This window comes from Serratia sp. FS14 (assembly GCF_000695995.1).
GTDB lineage: Bacteria > Pseudomonadota > Gammaproteobacteria > Enterobacterales > Enterobacteriaceae > Serratia > Serratia nematodiphila.
In genome coordinates this window covers 1,028,587-1,045,550 of sequence record NZ_CP005927.1, presented here as the reverse complement: position 1 = coordinate 1,045,550, position 16,964 = coordinate 1,028,587, and the positions used below count along the sequence as shown (strand labels likewise).

The 16,964-nt window shown below is 60.7% G+C and carries 14 protein-coding genes; 5 read left to right on the top strand and 9 right to left on the bottom strand.

Translation table 11 applies throughout. The features are described from left to right. Positions 1–311: 311 nt before the first annotated feature. On the top strand, positions 312–932 hold the full coding sequence (gene sodA / locus L085_RS04815; protein WP_004934003.1) for a superoxide dismutase [Mn]: 621 nt from the start codon (positions 312–314) through the stop codon (positions 930–932). Positions 933–1,057: 125 nt separating this feature from the next. Continuing rightward, entirely contained in the window at positions 1,058–2,986 is a 1,929-nt protein-coding gene (locus L085_RS04810; RefSeq protein ID WP_044030187.1) for a methyl-accepting chemotaxis protein, read from the top strand. A gap of 32 nt (positions 2,987–3,018) precedes the next feature. Here L085_RS04810 and L085_RS04805 read toward each other — a convergent pair whose 3' ends face one another. Then, positions 3,019–3,633 (bottom strand): histidine phosphatase family protein, encoded by a 615-nt coding sequence (locus L085_RS04805; RefSeq protein ID WP_015376170.1) that lies wholly within the window; start codon positions 3,631–3,633, stop codon positions 3,019–3,021. Between the two features lie 131 nt (positions 3,634–3,764). On the opposite strand from L085_RS04805, the gene yiiM reads away from it, so the two are divergent. Then, on the top strand, positions 3,765–4,436 hold the full coding sequence (yiiM, locus tag L085_RS04800; protein ID WP_044030186.1) for a 6-hydroxyaminopurine reductase: 672 nt from the start codon (positions 3,765–3,767) through the stop codon (positions 4,434–4,436). A 101-nt stretch (positions 4,437–4,537) separates the two neighbouring features. After that, on the top strand, positions 4,538–5,317 hold the full coding sequence (locus L085_RS04795; protein WP_044030185.1) for a class I SAM-dependent methyltransferase: 780 nt from the start codon (positions 4,538–4,540) through the stop codon (positions 5,315–5,317). A gap of 10 nt (positions 5,318–5,327) precedes the next feature. On the opposite strand, the gene L085_RS04790 is transcribed toward L085_RS04795, so the two are convergent. Together L085_RS04790 and L085_RS04785 are read right to left on the bottom strand one after the other, a co-directional pair. Next, positions 5,328–5,690, bottom strand: coding sequence for a YibL family ribosome-associated protein (locus L085_RS04790; RefSeq protein WP_004933989.1), 363 nt, complete (start codon positions 5,688–5,690; stop codon positions 5,328–5,330). Positions 5,691–5,763: 73 nt separating this feature from the next. Next, positions 5,764–7,230, bottom strand: coding sequence for a PLP-dependent aminotransferase family protein (locus L085_RS04785; RefSeq protein WP_004933986.1), 1,467 nt, complete (start codon positions 7,228–7,230; stop codon positions 5,764–5,766). Positions 7,231–7,372: 142 nt separating this feature from the next. On the opposite strand from L085_RS04785, the gene L085_RS04780 reads away from it, so the two are divergent. Then, positions 7,373–7,981: a LysE family translocator gene (locus tag L085_RS04780; protein WP_044030184.1), complete on the top strand. Its 609-nt coding sequence runs from the start codon at positions 7,373–7,375 to the stop codon at positions 7,979–7,981. Here the strand turns inward: L085_RS04780 and L085_RS04775 are convergent. From L085_RS04775 to glyQ, 6 genes are all read right to left on the bottom strand, one after another. After that, positions 7,978–8,529, bottom strand: coding sequence for an MltR family transcriptional regulator (locus tag L085_RS04775; RefSeq protein ID WP_016929575.1), 552 nt, complete (start codon positions 8,527–8,529; stop codon positions 7,978–7,980). The genes L085_RS04780 and L085_RS04775 overlap by 4 nt on opposite strands. Before the next feature lie 94 nt (positions 8,530–8,623). Then, complete coding sequence (locus L085_RS04770; protein WP_044030182.1) at positions 8,624–9,769, bottom strand: mannitol-1-phosphate 5-dehydrogenase; 1,146 nt, start codon at positions 9,767–9,769, stop codon at positions 8,624–8,626. A 58-nt stretch (positions 9,770–9,827) separates the two neighbouring features. Further along, entirely contained in the window at positions 9,828–11,741 is a 1,914-nt protein-coding gene (locus L085_RS04765; protein ID WP_044030181.1) for a PTS mannitol transporter subunit IICBA, read from the bottom strand. Positions 11,742–12,283: 542 nt separating this feature from the next. Next, on the bottom strand, positions 12,284–13,003 hold the full coding sequence (locus tag L085_RS04760; RefSeq protein ID WP_016929578.1) for a DUF3053 domain-containing protein: 720 nt from the start codon (positions 13,001–13,003) through the stop codon (positions 12,284–12,286). Between the two features lie 363 nt (positions 13,004–13,366). Next, positions 13,367–15,436: a glycine--tRNA ligase subunit beta gene (glyS, locus tag L085_RS04755; protein WP_004933969.1), complete on the bottom strand. Its 2,070-nt coding sequence runs from the start codon at positions 15,434–15,436 to the stop codon at positions 13,367–13,369. Positions 15,437–15,445: 9 nt separating this feature from the next. Beyond that, positions 15,446–16,363 carry a glycine--tRNA ligase subunit alpha gene (glyQ, locus tag L085_RS04750; protein WP_004933966.1) on the bottom strand — a complete coding sequence of 306 codons (918 nt, stop codon included), beginning with the start codon at positions 16,361–16,363 and terminating at the stop codon, positions 15,446–15,448. Between the last annotated feature and the right edge of the window lie 601 nt (positions 16,364–16,964).

Here is a 16,964-nt window from a genome sequence, read left to right as displayed (position 1 = left end):
TATTACCACAGCGTGCTTGTGGTTGTTACACACTCGTGCTCATTCAGTGAACGCATTGGCACATTTCGATACATTTCGGCGTTGGCGCTCCCTACAGTATAGAGAGTAACCAAGGCGCCGGGGCGGCGGTTCGACGCGGCTCCCCAGCGCCCTCTTCTATCAGCATGTTAACGCAACGATTTGTTCATTAACCACACAGTTCACAGGGCATTGATAATCATTTTCAATATCATTTAATTAACTATAATGATCCGACTGCTTACGCGGTGCTCGCCCTTTGCGCCGCCCATACACCACTGGAGATGATGATTATGAGTTATTCACTGCCATCCCTGCCGTACGCTTACGACGCACTGGAACCGCATTTCGACAAGCAGACGATGGAAATCCATCACACCAAACACCACCAGACCTACGTCAACAACGCCAACACCGTGCTGGAAGCCTACCCTGAGCTGGCCAAATACAGCGTTGAAGAGCTGATCCAGGATCTGGATAAAGTGCCTGCCGACAAACGCACCTTCATGCGCAACAACGCCGGCGGCCACGCCAACCACAGCTTCTTCTGGAAAAACCTGAAAACCGGCACCACGCTGGGCGGCGATCTGAAAGCGGCCATCGAGCGCGATTTCGGCAGCGTTGAGAAATTCCAGGAAGAGTTCGAGAAAGCCGCAGCCACCCGCTTCGGTTCCGGTTGGGCCTGGCTGGTGCTGAAAGACGGCAAACTGGCCGTGGTGTCTACCGCTAACCAGGACAGCCCGCTGATGGGCGAAGCCGTCGCCGGCGCTTCCGGTTTCCCAATCATCGGTCTGGACGTGTGGGAACACGCTTACTACCTGAAATATCAGAACAAACGCCCTGACTACATCAAGGCGTTCTGGAACGTGGTCAACTGGGACGAAGCGGCCGCACGCTTCGCTGCGAAGAAGTAATTCGCCCCCGTTGATGAAGATGCCCGCCACCGGCGGGTATTTTTTTGCCTGAAATACGCTAAAGTTTGACCACCTCTTGCCGATGGTTTGTTCAATTGACGTTCGCCCGGAGAAGGAAAAACGCTATGGCGGCATTGCAAGCATTGGCAGGAAAGTTCACCCATCTCACCGTAGGTAAAAAGCTCGGCCTCGGCTTCGCGCTGTTGCTGCTGTTGGCGGTCGTCATCGCCGGCACCGGGGCGCAATATCTGCATATCATCGAATCCCGCGCCGATCGCATCGACTTCAGCAACCGGCTGAACGAGGAGATCAACCAGGCCAAATACAACCGCGCCATGTACGGCCAGACCTACCAGCCGGAGTATCTGCAGAACAACCGCGCCAATATCGATAACGCCGTCAAACTGATAGACCAGGGCCAGGCGTTGGATTGGGACGCCCAAAGCCGCAAGGATCTGCAGCGTCTGGTGACGCTGATTGGGGAATATCAGCAACAGCAAAAGGTCTTTGAGCAAGCGGTCTCGGCGAAAGACGCCGTGCGCCAGAGCTGGAACATGTCGGAAGTGCAGGCCAGCCTGAGCCAGGTGGAGCGCCAGCTGACCAACGGCGATCTGCAACTGGCCTTCATCCAACTGAACCAGAAGCTGACCCAGGTGCGCTACGGCGCGCGCGGTCTGCTGCTGAGCCTGAACAAGGAAACCGAAGCGCCGCTGATGGCGGCCATCGATGACGCGCGCGACGCGGCCAACGCCCTGAGCCGCCGGGTCAGCGACGCGCAGCGCCCGCAGCTGCAGCCGCTGCTGGCCGCTTTGGACGATTACAAAAACCGCATTGCGGCCTACCTGCCGGCCTATGAGCACGAGCAGCAAATCAGCCGGCAGCTCGGCGAACGCGCGCAGGCGATCGGCACGCTGGTGAACGCCTTTATGCAGGACGAGCTGGTGCAGACGCGCAACAACATCAACCTGGCGCAGCTGCAGATGGGCGTCACCACCCTGATCGCCATCATCGCCGGGGTGCTTATCGCCTGGCGCATCACGCTGCAGATCACCCGTCCGCTGCACAGCACGCTGGCGATGGCGGAACGCATCGCCGGCGGCGACCTGCGTCAGGCGCAGACCAGCACCCGCCGCGACGAGCTGGGGCAGCTGCTGAACGCGGTGGCGGCCATGAGCCAAAACCTGCGCACCATGATTGAGAAGATCCAGATGGGGGTCAGCCAGGTCTCCACCGCCTCGGCGGAAATCGCCGCCGGCAACACCGATCTCTCTTCCCGCACCGAGCAGCAGGCGGCGGCGGTCGAGGAAACCGCCGCCAGCATGGAGCAGCTGACCGCCACGGTGAAACAGAACGCCGACAACGCCCATCACGCCAATCAGCTGGCCACCGACGCCTCGCAGACCGCGCAGCAGGGCGGCAAGCTGGTGGAAAACGTGGTCAGCACCATGCGCGATATTTCCAGCAGTTCGCAGCGTATCGCCGAAATTACCACCCTGATCAACGGCATTGCCTTCCAGACCAACATCCTGGCGCTCAACGCCGCGGTGGAAGCGGCGCGCGCCGGCGAACAGGGCCGCGGCTTCTCGGTGGTCGCCAGCGAAGTGCGCAGCCTGGCGAGCCGCAGCGCCCAGGCGGCGAAGGAGATCGAAGGGCTGATCGCCGAATCGGTCAGCCGGGTGAAAACCGGCACCGAACTGGTGGAAAGCACCGGCAATACCATGGAGCAGATCGTCCGCTCGGTCACCCACGTGCGCGACATCATGGCCGAGATCGCCGCCGCCTCCGATGAACAGACGCGCGGCATCGCCCAGATTGGCCAGGCGATCGTCGAGATGGACCACACCACCCAGCAGAACGCCGCGCTGGTGGAAGAGTCCGCCGCCGCCGCCGATTCGCTGGAAGAGCAGGCGGAGATGCTGCTGCAGAGCGTTTCGGTGTTCCGTTTGGCGGAGCAGACCGAACCCGCCGCCGTGAAAGCCGCCGCGCCGAAAGCGCCGGCCGTCAAACCCGCGGCCGCCAACGCCGCAGCGGAAGAGAACTGGACCACCTTCTGACGCCATCAGGCGAGGAATATCCGTTCCTCGCCCTATCTTTGTGGCAACAGGTGGGTCGCAACTCCCCAATTCAACAAATTAAAACCAGAGGCGGTCGCATCAAGCATTGCGTAGCCGCAATTGCGATGACCGTATCTGCGGAGGTCCTCCTGCGGGTCAGCCCCTTTAAGCCACCAAATCAGTGCCTGCAGAGCATGGCCGTGCGTAACCACACCAAGCGTTTGATTTTGTCCATCGACAGCCAGATCGGACAGACAAGCCATCAGGCGCCAGGCAACCTCATAAGCATTCTCCCCTCCCGGAGCCGACGCCTCTGCCTTACCGGCAAAGAGGCACTGCGTCGCTTCAGGATAATCGCGCATGGCCTGCGCATAAGATAATCCTTCCAGTCGGCCAAAATCTTGCTCCTGCAAACGCTTATCCATTTGCACAGTGCAGCCACATCTCTCAGCCAACGTCTCCGCTGTCGTAAAAGCCCGGCCAGCCGGTGAACTGATCAACAAAGTGACCGATAACATTTGCAAGCGAGCGCCAAGCCCAGCGATTTGACGTCGCCCCTCTTCTGTCAGCGGACTGTCACTTCGCCCCTGAATAATCCCCGAGCGGTTCCATTCTGACTCCGCATGCCTCAATACAATGAAACGCATGGTTTTTTCTCGACGATAAAAGCCTAAATATAGACAGGAAAAACACATCCTTCCGTACAGGTAAACGCCGGGTAGTGTACGGGAACAACTCAGGCTATGCTGAGCCCTCGACGCGAGACACGGAGGCGCACATGCATCACCCAGACGTTTACATCGGCAGCATCCAACCCTATGAAGGCGGGCGCCCCAGCGCCATCGCCAAACGCCAAGTGGATGGCGCCATCCGGCTCACGCAGCTCGGGCTGGAAGGCGACGAACAGGCCGAAAAAAGCTACCACGGCGGGCCGGACCGCGCGCTGTGCCACTACCCGCGCGAGCATTATGCCCACTGGCGCGAGCAGTTTCCGGCGCAGGCCGAGCAGTTTTGCGCCCCGGCCTTCGGCGAGAACATCTCCACCGAAGGGCTGACCGAGCACAACGTATTTATGGGCGACATCTTCCGCTGGGGCGAGGCGCTGATCCAGGTCACCCAACCGCGCTCGCCGTGCTTCAAGCTCAATTATCACTTCGCCATCGAGGACATTTCGGTGCTGATGCAGCAAAGCGGCCGCTGCGGCTGGCTGTATCGGGTGGTGTCGCCGGGCGCGGTCAGCGGCGATCGTCCGCTGGCGCTGGCGGCGCGCAACAGCGATGTGTCGGTGGCCGAAGCCATCGCCATCGCCTGGCATATGCCGTTCGACGCGGAACAGTATCGCCGCCTGTTGGCGGTGGCCGGCCTCTCCGCCAGTTGGAGCAAGACCATGCTCACGCGGCTCGCCGAAGGGCGCCTTGAGGATTTCAACCGCCGCCTGCTCGGCCATTGAAAGCGCGGGCGGAAAAATGAAAAACGTGCGCCGAATGCCGCGTTAACTCTTTTCTTCCGCCTATACTGTAGCCGCACGTTTTTTCAGCCAGGAGCCAGGTTATGACCACCCCGACCCATTCGATTCATCACGCCGCCGCCGAAGGCTATCAGGCCAATGCCGATCGCTATGTGAAAGGCCGGCCGGATTACCCGCCGGAAATCGCCGTCTGGCTGCGTGACGTCATCGGCCTGCACGCCGGCATGACGGTCATCGATCTCGGCGCCGGCACCGGCAAGTTCACCCCGCGCCTGCTGGAAACCGGCGCGCAGGTGATCGCCGTCGAACCGGTGCCGCAAATGCTGGAAAAACTGTCGGCGGCGCTGCCGCAGGTGAAAACGCTGGCGGGCACCGCCGACGCGATCCCGCTACCGGACGAGTCGGTGGATGCGGTGGTGTGCGCCCAGTCCTTCCACTGGTTCGCCACGCCGCAGGCGCTGGCGGAAATCCAGCGCATTCTCAAGCCCGGCGGCAAACTCGGCCTGGTGTGGAACATGCGCGATGCGCGCGTCGGCTGGGTGCGTAAACTGAATCAGATCGTCGATAGCCACGAAGGCGATGCGCCGCGTTTCTATACCGGCGAATGGCGCAAGTTCTTCCCGTTCAAAGGCTTTGAACCGCTGCAGGAGCAGGTGTTTATGCTGGGCCACCGGGGCGCAGTGGAGGACGTGATCTACAACCGCGTGCGTTCAACCAGCTTTATCGCCGCGCTGCCGCAGCCGCAACAGGAGCAGGTTATCGATCAATTGCGCCAACTGGTGGCGGAAGAAGAGGAGCTGCAGGGCCAGGACACGGTCACCGTGCCCTATCAGACCAAGGCGTATTTCACCACCAAGGTCTGACGCCCGGGGTTCAGAACGCTTTCTTGGCGTAGCCGGTGACCGCTTTCAGGCCCATCTCGCGGCCCAGCGCGGTCATCGGGTGCACCACGATCAGCCCGCGCGCGCTTTTCTTCAGCGCGCCCATATCGGCCTGCTCTTTCTTGGTGATCTCGCGGCTGAACGGCAGCTTGCTCAGCTTCTGCGCTTCGGCGCTCAGCTTCTCGCCGCGCACGTTTTTCAGGCGCTCGATCTCCGTCGCCAGCTTCTCTTTCTCTTTGGTGTGCTGCGCGATCAACTCAGGGTTGCCCTGTTGGATCACGGTGGCGTCTTTGTGGTTCAAGGCGTCCAGCAGGTCGCTCAGGCGCTTGATCTCTGCCTTTTCTTTCTCTTTCATGGTCTCTGGCCCGTTGTGCCCAAAATGGCACGCTAATCAATGATACCGGCATTGTAGCAAAAGGCGCGCGCCGTTACCCGTCCTGCGCAATGCCGGGCGGCAGGCCGCTCATCTCGCAGGCTTTGGCGCCCAGCCGGGCCAGCGCCTGGGTGTAGCGCGCGTTGAACGGGTAGCAGCAGGAGAGCCGCAGCGCGTTGCGGTAACGCCCGCTGGGCGAATACAGGGTGCCCGGCGTCAAACAGATCTGCTCCTCCAGCAGCTGATGGAACAGCGCCACGCTGTCCACGCCGGGAGGGAATTCGACCCAGAACACGAAGCCGCCCGCCGGCTGGGTGGCCAGCGTGCCGCGCGGGAAATGCCGGGCGATCAGCGCCCGTGCCTCGTCCACCTGAGCGGCATAGCGCTTACGCAGGTTGCGCAAATGGTGATCGTAGCCGCCGCTCTCCAGGAAGGTCGCCAGCGTTTCCGACAGCAGCTGCGACTCGGACATCGACGACACCGCCTTCAGCTTGCGCAACGCCTCGTGAAAACGGCCGCCGCAGATCCAGCCGACGCGAAAATCCGGAGCCAGCGTTTTGGTGAAGCTGGAGCAAAACAGCACCCAGCCGTCGCGATCGAACGCCTTCACCGCCGGTGACAGCGCGCCGCCGAACTGGATCTCGGCATACAGCCCGTCTTCAATCAACGGCACCTGATGATCGTTCATCAGCCGCGCCAGCCGCTTTTTCGCCGCCAGCGGCATGGTGCAACCCAGCGGGTTTTGCACCGTCGGCATGGCGATCACCGCATTCAGCCGCTTCTCGTTCAATAGCAGCTCCAGCGCGTCCAACGACAGCCCCAGCTGCGGATCGGTAGGGATTTCCAGCGCTTTCAGCCCCAGGCTGGCCAGCAGCGGCAGCAGGTAAAAGTAGGTCGGCGACTCCAGCCCGACGCAGTCGCCCGGTTGGGTGGTGACGCGCAGCGCCAGCTGCAGCGCTTCCATGCAGCCGTGGGTCAGCACCACGTCGCCCGGCTCCAACAGCATGCCCAGCGTCATCGAGCGGCGGGCGATCTGCTGACGCAGCCGCAGGCTGCCGGGCGGCAACGGATACTGCCCGATCAGATCCGGCTGGCGGCGCAGCTGAGAGGACAACATGCGCCCCAACTTGCCGCCGGGATAAAAGTCGCTGGTCTGCGGGCAAGCCAACGCAATGTTGGTGAAGGCCGGGTTTTGCTGGGCGGCGAACACGGTGTCGATCAGCGCCAGCACGTCGTCCGCCGGCGGTTCGATGCGCCCGCTGGGCGCCGAGGCCATCTTCAGCGCCGGCAGCGTGCTGCGGACATAAAACCCCGACTGCGGCCGCGCTTCAATCAGCCCGCGATCCTCCAGCGTGCGGTAAGCCGACACTACGGTATTGATGCTGACGCGATGGGTTTGCGCACAGCGCCGCACCGAAGGCAAGCGGTCGCCGGGCCGCAGCGTGCCGCGGCGAATGGCCTCGGCCAGCGTATCCGCCAGCTGCAGGTAACGGGTATCCGGGGTTTCATCGAGCAGGGTCACAGTTTCTCTCCAGGGAATGGGTACAGTTTACATTTTGCACAACTGTAACCATGACAATAGCCGATTTGTGGTTCTGTCACCATCCCATTGCAGCGATTATGCTGATCCTCTCGTTATCACCGTCATTTTCAAGGAACCTGCCATGCTGGACTCCGCCTTTGTCAGCTACGTCACCGTCATGTCGATCACTCCCGGCCCCAACAACCTGCTGCTGGCCTCGTCGGGCGTTAACTTCGGCCTGCGCCGCACCCTGCCGATGCTGTTCGGCATCTGCGTCGGTTGTGCAGTACAGCTGGCGATCATTATCCCGCTGCTGGCGCTGGCGCTGAGCTGGGCCGGCGTCATCCGCTTCCCGCTGGCGGTGATCGGCTGCGCCTACCTGCTGTGGCTGTCGTGGAAACTGTTTCAGGCGGCCTCGCCGGACGCCAAAGAGCAGGCGCAGCCGATGAGCCTGCTCAACGGCGCGCTGTTTCAGGCGGTCAACCCCAAGGCCTGGCTGATGGTGATCAACGTGGCGATCCTGTTCACCCCGCGCGAAGGCGCCACCTTTGTCCATACGCTGTCGGTCATCGCCGGTTTCGCGCTGCTGAACTTGCCTTGCGTGCTGCTGTGGGCGGTGCTGGGCGATCGGTTGCGCAACGCGCTGCGGGTCACCTGGAAGCTGCGGGTGTTCAACGGCGCGATGGCCGGGCTGATGGCCGCCACCGCGCTGTGGTTGTTGTTCGACGAGTGGCGCGCGGCCTTTGCCTAGCCGCGGCCGAGAGGAGAAAGCCGAGAGGGTTGCTTGGCGCCGATGCCGGCGATCAGATCGGTAATGGACAACACCATGGTGGAGCGCACCATCTGCTGATAGCGCTGGCGCTGCATGGCGATCAGCGCTTCATCCGCCTCGCCCGGCTGCAGGAAAGTCGGCACCGGCGGCAGCGCGGCCACGCAGTGCAGCTCGCCGAACGGCCCGAGTATTTCGTCGTCGACGAAGCGGTATTCCGATCCGTCGTGGTTCAGCTCTTCGCGCATCGCCATCAGCAGTTCGGCGTCTTCATATTCGTGGCGGGAGATCACCCCCAGCCCGTACATCAGCTTCAGGCGCACCGACAGCTCCCCCAGCGGGCCGCTGCCGGACAATAGCGGTTCGACGGCATATTTCACCGCATAGTCGTCCTTGCGGAATACCTGCACCACCAGCACGTTGAGCGCTTCCGCCAGCAGCTCTACCGCCGCGATCAGGAAGCTGCGCACCGTTTTGCCCGCGTTCAGCTTTTCCAGAACCTGGTTTTCAAATGCCTGTGCTTCTTCCATCGTCGCTTTTCGAAAGGCGTGGGGAGGGCCGTCGATGCCGAACTCGGGTTCCAGGAGCGCAGCAAGCTGCGCTCGGGTGTTCATCATCACGATTCTACTTGTGCATGGCGTTATACACAGCAACGGCCTCTTCTACAACCTCGCTTTCCGCCGGCAGGCCGGAAATTTGCGCCAGCGCGGCTTTCGGCCCGAGCGTGTTCAGCAATTCCGCCAACTCCAGCGCCTGCGGATCCTGTTCGCTGCGGTAACTCATGGCGGCGGCGATGCCCTGGATCAGGTTGGCATGCGGCAGGCCGTATTCCAGCGTGCCCAGCAGCGGTTTGATCAGGCGATCGCCGGCGCTCAGTTTGCGCAGCGGCTGGCGCCCCACGCGCTCGACGTCATCGTGCAGATACGGGTTTTCGAAGCGGCCGAGAATTTTGTTGATGTAGGCGGCGTGCTTGTCGGCGTCGAAGCCGTAACGCTTGATCAGCACCGCGCCGCTCTCTTCCATCGCCCCTTTCACCACGCGGCGGATCGCCGGGTCGAGAATGGCGTCGCGAATGGTTTGCAGCCCGGCCCGTTGGCCGAGGTAGGCGGTGATGGCATGGCCGGTGTTGAGGGTGAACAGCTTGCGCTCGACGAAGGCCATCAGGTTATCGGTCAGCTCCATGCCGGCGATCGCCGGAGGCTGGCCTTTAAACTGCGTCTGATCGACGATCCATTCGCTGAAGGTTTCCACCGTCACTTCCAGCGGATCGTTGCTGTCCGCCGGCGGCACAATGCGGTCGACCGCCGAATCGACGAAGCCGACGTGCTGCTCAACCCATGCCTGCTCGTCCTGCGGCAGCGCGGCAAACACGTGCTGCTTCAGCTGGCTGGTGCCGCGCACCATGTTCTCGCAGGCGATGATGTTCAGCGGCTGCACATTGCCCTGCTGATGGCGCAGCACCAGCCCTTTGGCGATCGTGCCGGCGATTTTGGCGAGAATTTGCGGGCCAACGGCGGTGGTCACCAGATCCGCCTCGGCGATCAGCGCCACCGCGGCTTCGCTGCCGCTGTTGACGGCGCTGACGTTGTTGACGCTCTCTACGCGCTCTTGCTCGCCCACCACGTGCACCTGGTAGCTTTTACGGCTGTTCAGCAGATCCAGCACCGTTTGATTGACGTCGGCGAAGGTCAGCTCAACCCCGGCGTCCGCCAGCAGCTTGCCGATAAAACCGCGGCCGATGTTCCCTGCGCCAAAATGTAATGCTTTCATAACTCTACCTTCTTAATGTCGAAGGGTGCAGCACGCTGCACCCTTGAAAATGATTCTGTTATCCGGCTTTTTTGCCGCCGAGCAGGTCCAGCACTTCCTGAACGCTGGTGGTATTCGCCAGCCGCTCGATCACGCTCTCGTCATCCAGCGCGTTGGTCAGGCTGGTGATCACCTGGATATGCTCGTTGTTGCGCGCGGCGATGCCGATCACCAGACGGGCCACTTCATCCTCTTCATCGCCGAAGCGCACGCCCTGCGGGTATTGGCAGAACACCACGCCGGTACGCAGCACCCGGTCTTTGGCCTCGATGGTGCCGTGCGGCACGGCGATCGATTCGCCCAGGTAGGTGGAGGTGAGCTTTTCGCGCTCCAGCATCGCCGGCACGTATTCCGGCTCAACGTAGCCGCCCTTCACCAGTTGCTCGCCGGCGAAGCGGATCGCCTGCTCTTTGTCGCTGGCCTGCAGGTTGAGGAACACGTTGCTCTCGCTTAGCTTGAACAGCCCCGGTTCGCCGGCCTCTGCAGCCGCGTGCGCGCCGCTCTGCGGGGCCGCTGCGGCAGCGGTGTTCACCGCCAGCAAACGCTCGACCAGATCGCCATACAGCTTGCTGTCGAGGAAGTTAGTCAGCGAAATGTGCTGGGCCTGCGGCGCATGGCGCATCGCGCGCTCGGTCAGATCGCGGTGGGTGATCACCAGATCCACATCGTCCGGCAGGCTGTTGATGGCGCTGTTGGTCACCGAGATGTTCTTCAGCCCGGCGTCGGCCACTTTCTTGCGCAGTACCCCGGCGCCCATGGCGCTGGAGCCCATGCCCGCATCGCAGGCGACGATAATTTTGCGCACGGTGCTCAGATCGCCATCGACCGCCGCCGGCGCGGCCGCGCCGCCCTTGGACTGCGATTTCATCTCTTGCACGCGGCGGGTCGCGGCTTCCAGATCGTCATCCTCTTTCACCTTGGAGGTTTTCAACAGGAAAGCGGACACCACGAAGGAGACGGCAAAGGCTGCGCACACCGCCGCAATGTTGGCGAAGTAGGCGCCTTTCGGAGTCATCGCCAGCACCGCCAAAATCGACCCCGGGGAAGCCGGAGACACCAGGCCGCCGTTCAGCATCGTCAGGGTGAATACGCCGGTCATGCCGCCCAGGATCACCGCCAGCAGCAGACGCGGGTTCATCAGCACGTACGGGAAGTAGATTTCGTGGATGCCGCCCAGGAAGTGAATGATCGCCGCACCGCCGGCGGATTGCTTGGCGCTGCCGCGGCCGAAGAACATGTAGGCCATCAGCACGCCCATGCCCGGGCCTGGGTTGGCTTCGATCAGGAAGAACACCGATTTGCCGGCTTCCGTCGCCTGCTGGATGCCCAGCGGCGAGAAGATGCCGTGGTTGATGGCGTTGTTCAGGAACAGGATTTTCGCCGGTTCAACGAAGATGGACGCCAATGGCAGCAGGTTGTTCGTCACCATCACGTGCACGCCCGCCGCCAGCAGCTTGGAAAGCACCTCCACCAGCGGCCCGATGCCCAGGAAGGCCAGGATCGCCAACAGCATGCCGATGATGCCGGCGGAGAAGTTGTTCACCAGCATTTCAAAGCCGCTTTTGATCTTGCCGTCCACCCAGCGGTCGAAGTGCTTGATGGCCCAGCCGCCCAGCGGACCGGCGATCATCGCGCCGAGGAACATCGGCATGTCGGCGCCGACGATGACGCCCATGGTGGTGATGGCGCCGACCACGCCGCCGCGATCGCCGCCCACCAGCCGCCCGCCGGTATAACCGATCAGCAGCGGCAGCAGGTAGGTGATCATCGGGCCGACCAGCTTGGCTAAGGTCTCATTCGGCAGCCAGCCGGTTGGAATGAATAGCGCGGTGATAATCCCCCAGGCGATAAAGGCGCCGATGTTGGGCATCACCATGTTGCTCAGGAAGCGGCCAAAGTTTTGCACTTTAACCTTGATGTCTGGTGAAAACATAAAACACACCCCTATTGTTACGCGCTGACAATAGAGCGCGTGATTATTGTTGTGACGATCCAGCCGTGTTGCCGCTGTATGCGAAACGGACTCTATCACGCTGTTTTTGTCACGCGAACTTCACGAATTTTTTGTGACACAAGTCACACGCAACGCCCCAACAACCCCTCATTTATGGTGATAAAGATCACATTTATGGCGTGTAAAAAAAGCACAGTGAGAAAAAAACCGCCCAAAAACCGACAATAAAGTGATTAATGTCACATTTTTAACTTGGTTGTTTGTTTTTAAATTGTGATAAACATCACAATTTATTTTTAGCTGCAGCGCCCGAACGCGACGCTCTGTTTGATCTTCCCTGTGAGCACTCATCCCGCCGGGAACTAGCGAAGTGATGAATGAAAGAAAACTACAATGCCGAATGAATGGATTAATTGAAGTGTAGTACAGAAGCCTGCGTAATAAACCAGCAAGCTATTGGAAACGCTGAGGGGAAATAAAACAGGCCGGCCAATGCCGGCCTGTAGATCGTCGTAGGCGCGTTATTGCGTCACGCTTTGAATGGCTTTCTGCGCATTCACCAGGTTCTGCTGTTTGGCCACCAGATTCGACATCATGGTGTTGTACTGCGCCACCTGCTGCGCGGTGCGGAACTGCACGCCGTTGTTGTTGAAGCTGACCTGATTGCCCTGGCTCTGCAGGAAATCGCCAACCTGCACCAGATCCTGCACAAAGCTGGCGGTGGTCGGGATTGCCGGCATCAGGGCGTTGGCCGGCGCAGTGACGATTTTGTCATAGGCCTGGTTATACACCGCCTTCAGATCGTCGGGCTGTTTCAGCGCCGCGCGGGCGGTATCCGCCTGCGACTTGGCGGACTGGATCTGCTGGCCCAGCAGGTTCAACGCCCCGACCGATTGCTGCAGCGCATCGCGTTTGTTCAGATAGTCCTGTGCGGTGCGGATCTGGTTAATCTGATCCAGCGCTGGCGTCAGGCTGGCGCCGACCGACTTGGACAGCTGCTGTGAAAAGCCGACCAAAATCGCGTAATCGCCGGCATAGTTGCCGAACTTCTGCTTCTGGTCTTCGCTCAGCGTGGGGATGTTCGCCCCGCTGCGCATCACGGTATTCTGTAAGTAATCAATGAATGCTTTGCGCTGTTCCGGCTCTTTATCGCCGCAGGCGGTCAATTGCATGACCACCAACAATGCCAATACCGGTGCCAACCAACGCGCGAAACCTCTGCTCTGGATCCCTACCGCCATGTGACATAACTCCTGTTATAAACCTGCTTTTTCATTGGACTCCGCCCCTTTTTCCGCACTCCGTGCGCCTATAAGAATAGATCAACTGGCGGCGTTCCGATACGCGATTCCGTTTGCGGTGAACATTGTCTCGGCCGGAGGCGGTTGAACATCGTGCGCAAAACGCACTGAGGTTCATTGCCGTCGGCGACCGGATGCTTCAATTTCCCCAAGTCTCCCCCAAGTCTCCCCCAAGTCTCCCCCAAGTCGCCCCCAAGTCGCCCCCCAAGTCGCCCCCCAAGTCGCCAGGCGACCTTGCCTTCGCACCCAGGAAACGGAAATAAAAAAGGCGCCCGCAGGCGCCTTTTCACAGCACAGAGCCGTTTACTGCAGTACGGAGATATCCGCCACCTGCAGGAACAGTTCACGCAGTTTGCTCAGCAGCGTCAGACGATTCACGCGCACTTCCGCATCGTCCGCCATTACCATCACGTTGTCGAAGAACGCATCCACCGGTTCACGCAGCGCAGCCAGTTCCACCAGCGCTTCCTGGTAATTGCCCGCCGCGAAGTACGGCTGCAGCTTGTCGCGCAGCACCACCAGGTGGGTCGCCAACTGGATCTCCGCCGCGTCCTTCAGCACCGAGGCGCGCACGCTGTCGTTCAGCGTTTCGGTAGATTTGGCCAGGATATTGGAGACGCGTTTGTTGGCCGCAGCCAACGCCGCCGCTTCGTCCAGCGTGCGGAAGTGGGATACCGCCTTGACGCGTGCGTCAAAGTCGGCCGGCTTGGTCGGACGGCGCGCCAGCACCGCCTGAATGGTATCGACCGCGTGGCCTTCTTCCTGATACCAGGCGCGGAAGCGGCCCAGCATGAATTCCACCACCTCATCGACCACTTTGGCATTGGTCAGCTTGCTGCCGTACAGGCGCACGGCCTCTTCGGTCAGGGTCTGCAGATCCAGCGGCAGGTTTTTCTCGACGATGATGCGCAGCACGCCCAGCGCGGCGCGGCGCAGCGCGAACGGGTCTTTATCGCCTTTCGGATGCTGCCCGATGCCGAAAATGCCGGCCAGGGTGTCCATCTTGTCGGCGATCGCCAGGGAACAGGCCACCAGCGACTGCGGCAGCGCATCGCCGGCGTAGCGCGGCTGATACTGCTCGTTCAGCGCAACGGCGACGTCTTCCGCCTCACCGTCGTGGCGCGCATAGTGCATGCCCATCACGCCCTGGGTGTCGGTGAATTCGAACACCATGTTGGTCATCAGGTCGCACTTCGACAGCAGGCCCGCGCGGGTGGCGTGGTTGACGTCGGCGCCGATCTGGCCGGCAACCCAGCCCGCCAGCGCCTGAATGCGATCGGTTTTGTCGCGCAGGGTACCCAGCTGCTGTTGGAACAGCACGGTTTCCAGGCGCGGCAGGTTGTCTTCCAGACGTTTCTTGCGATCGGTGTTGAAGAAGAACTCGGCATCGGCCAGGCGCGGACGCACCACCTTCTCGTTACCGGAAATGATCTGCTGCGGGTCTTTCGACTCGATATTGGCCACAAAGATAAAGTTCGGCAGCAGTTTGCCCGCGGCGTCATACACCGGGAAATACTTCTGGTCGCCCTTCATGGTGTACACCAGCGCTTCCGCCGGCACCGCCAGGAATTTCTCTTCGAATTTGGCGGTCAGCACCACCGGCCATTCCACCAGCGAGGCCACTTCTTCCAGCAGGCTGTCGCTCAGATCGGCCTTGCCGCCAATCTTCTGCGCCGCCAGTTCGGCGTCGCGTTTGATGAGGGCTTTACGCGCTTCGTAGTCGGCGACCACTTTGCCGCGCTCCAGCAGGATCTGCGGGTATTGGTCGGCGTTATCGAGGGTGAACTCGGCTTCGCCCATGAAGCGGTGGCCACGCACGGTGCGCGCGGATTCGATGCCCAGCACGGTGCCCGGGATCAGATCGGCGCCCAGCAGCATCGTAACGGTGTGCACCGGACGCACGAACTGCACGTCGGAGTCGCCCCAACGCATCAGTTTCGGGATCGGCAGTTTAGCCAGCGCGGTGCTGACCATGCCGGCCAGCAGTTGCTGCGCCGACTGGCCTTTGACGTGGGCGCGGTACATCAACCACTCGCCCTTGTCAGTCACCAGGCGTTCAGCCTGATCGACGGTGATGCCGCAGCCGCGCGCCCAGCCTTCGGCCGCTTTGCTCGGTTTGCCTTCGGCGTCGAACGCCTGGGCGATCGCCGGGCCGCGTTTTTCAATTTCGCGATCGGCCTGCGCCGCGCTCAGGTTAGCCACTTTCAGCGCCAGGCGGCGCGGTGCGGCGAACCAGCTCACTTCACCGTGTTCGAGGCCGGCGTTGTCCAGCTCGGCGGTGAAGTTGGCGGCGAAAGATTCCGCCAGGGAACGAAGAGCCTTCGGCGGCAGCTCTTCCGTGCCGATTTCCACCAGGAAAGTCTGTTGAGTCATGGCTGCCTCTTAGTTCTCGTTCTTCTTGTTGCACATCGGGAAGCCCAGCGCTTCGCGGGAAGCGTAGTAGGCTTCGGCAACGGCTTTGGTCAGCGTGCGGATACGCAGAATGTAGCGTTGGCGCTCGGTCACCGAAATCGCCTTGCGTGCGTCCAGCAGGTTGAAGGTATGGCCCGCCTTCAGGATGCGTTCGTAGGCCGGCAGCGGCAGCGGTTTTTCCAGCGCCAGCAGCGATTGGGCTTCTTTCTCGTACTGCTCGAAGCAGGAGAACAGGAAGTCGACGTCGGCGTATTCGAAGTTGTAGGTGGACTGCTCCACTTCATTCTGATGGAACACGTCGCCGTAGGTGGTGACGCCCAGCGGGCCGTTGCTCCACACCAGATCGTACACGCTGTCCACGCCCTGGATGTACATCGCCAGACGCTCCAGACCGTAGGTGATCTCGCCGGTCACCGGCTTGCACTCCAGGCCGCCGACCTGCTGGAAGTAAGTGAACTGCGTCACTTCCATGCCGTTCAGCCACACTTCCCAACCCAGGCCCCAGGCGCCGAGCGTCGGGTTTTCCCAGTTGTCTTCCACGAAGCGAATGTCGTGGATGGTCGGATCCAGACCCAGCTCTTTCAACGAGCCCAGGTAGAGTTCCTGAATGTTGTCCGGCGATGGCTTAATCACCACCTGGAACTGGTAGTAGTGCTGCAGACGGTTCGGGTTTTCGCCGTAGCGGCCGTCGGTCGGGCGGCGAGATGGCTGCACATAGGCGGCGGCCATCGGCTCCGGCCCCAGTGCGCGCAGGCACGTCATCGGGTGTGAGGTTCCCGCGCCGACTTCCATGTCCAATGGTTGAACGATGGTGCAGCCCTGGCGCGCCCAATAATCCTGCAGTGTCAGGATCAGGCCCTGGAAGGTCTTGGTATCAAACTTTTGCATGTTGAATTCGCACGCGATACAAGTGGATTTAGATGGAATGAGCCAGTATACCCGTTGACCGTAAGATATACAGCCAGAATCCGGCAACAAGTGCGAATCGGGGCGAGAAACGCTGGATTTTCGCGCGCGGCGCGCGCAGGACAGGGCGCCGGTTAGCCGGCTAATTTCACCGGCGACGAACGGGGCGAAAATACGACCCGCCAAAAACATTAGAATAACTTAACAAAAAACGAGACTAATCGTTGCTTAAATCGTCACTTATTCGCCCGCAGCTCCTGTTCTCACCAACCCTATTTACGCAGATTGAAATGCACACATGCTTATATTTGCCACAGGGCAAAGTTACGTCAATGTTATTTTTGTTAATTTTATCAACTAAAAAACTCGCCTCACCGGCAGATAATGTGACTAACCGCCAAATTATTTCTTATATCGTGAAAAATAAGGAGAGATCACGCGATGGGCCGCTGCAGCGACTCGAGGAGAAACAAGCGGATATGTAATACGCCAACAATGAGCCACATAAACCCATTGACAGTTAATCTTTGGTTATACAATAATAATTAAAATTTTCCCTGGTGTTGGCCAAGTGGCTACCTGA

Bases quoted from the DNA above. Each gene is read 5' to 3' on its own strand.
- L085_RS04810 (WP_044030187.1), top strand. From the start codon at position 1,058: ATGGCGGCATTGCAAGCATTGGCAGGAAAGTTCACCCATCTCACCGTA.
- L085_RS04790 (WP_004933989.1), bottom strand. From the start codon at position 5,690: ATGAAAGAGAAAGAAAAGGCAGAGATCAAGCGCCTGAGCGACCTGCTG.
- L085_RS04765 (WP_044030181.1), bottom strand. From the start codon at position 11,741: ATGTTTTCACCAGACATCAAGGTTAAAGTGCAAAACTTTGGCCGCTTC.
- L085_RS04780 (WP_044030184.1), top strand. From the start codon at position 7,373: ATGCTGGACTCCGCCTTTGTCAGCTACGTCACCGTCATGTCGATCACT.
- L085_RS04775 (WP_016929575.1), bottom strand. From the start codon at position 8,529: ATGGAAGAAGCACAGGCATTTGAAAACCAGGTTCTGGAAAAGCTGAAC.
- glyS (WP_004933969.1), bottom strand. From the start codon at position 15,436: ATGACTCAACAGACTTTCCTGGTGGAAATCGGCACGGAAGAGCTGCCG.
- L085_RS04805 (WP_015376170.1), bottom strand. From the start codon at position 3,633: ATGCGTTTCATTGTATTGAGGCATGCGGAGTCAGAATGGAACCGCTCG.
- yiiM (WP_044030186.1), top strand. From the start codon at position 3,765: ATGCATCACCCAGACGTTTACATCGGCAGCATCCAACCCTATGAAGGC.
- L085_RS04770 (WP_044030182.1), bottom strand. From the start codon at position 9,769: ATGAAAGCATTACATTTTGGCGCAGGGAACATCGGCCGCGGTTTTATC.
- glyQ (WP_004933966.1), bottom strand. From the start codon at position 16,363: ATGCAAAAGTTTGATACCAAGACCTTCCAGGGCCTGATCCTGACACTG.
- sodA (WP_004934003.1), top strand. From the start codon at position 312: ATGAGTTATTCACTGCCATCCCTGCCGTACGCTTACGACGCACTGGAA.
- L085_RS04760 (WP_016929578.1), bottom strand. From the start codon at position 13,003: ATGGCGGTAGGGATCCAGAGCAGAGGTTTCGCGCGTTGGTTGGCACCG.
- L085_RS04795 (WP_044030185.1), top strand. From the start codon at position 4,538: ATGACCACCCCGACCCATTCGATTCATCACGCCGCCGCCGAAGGCTAT.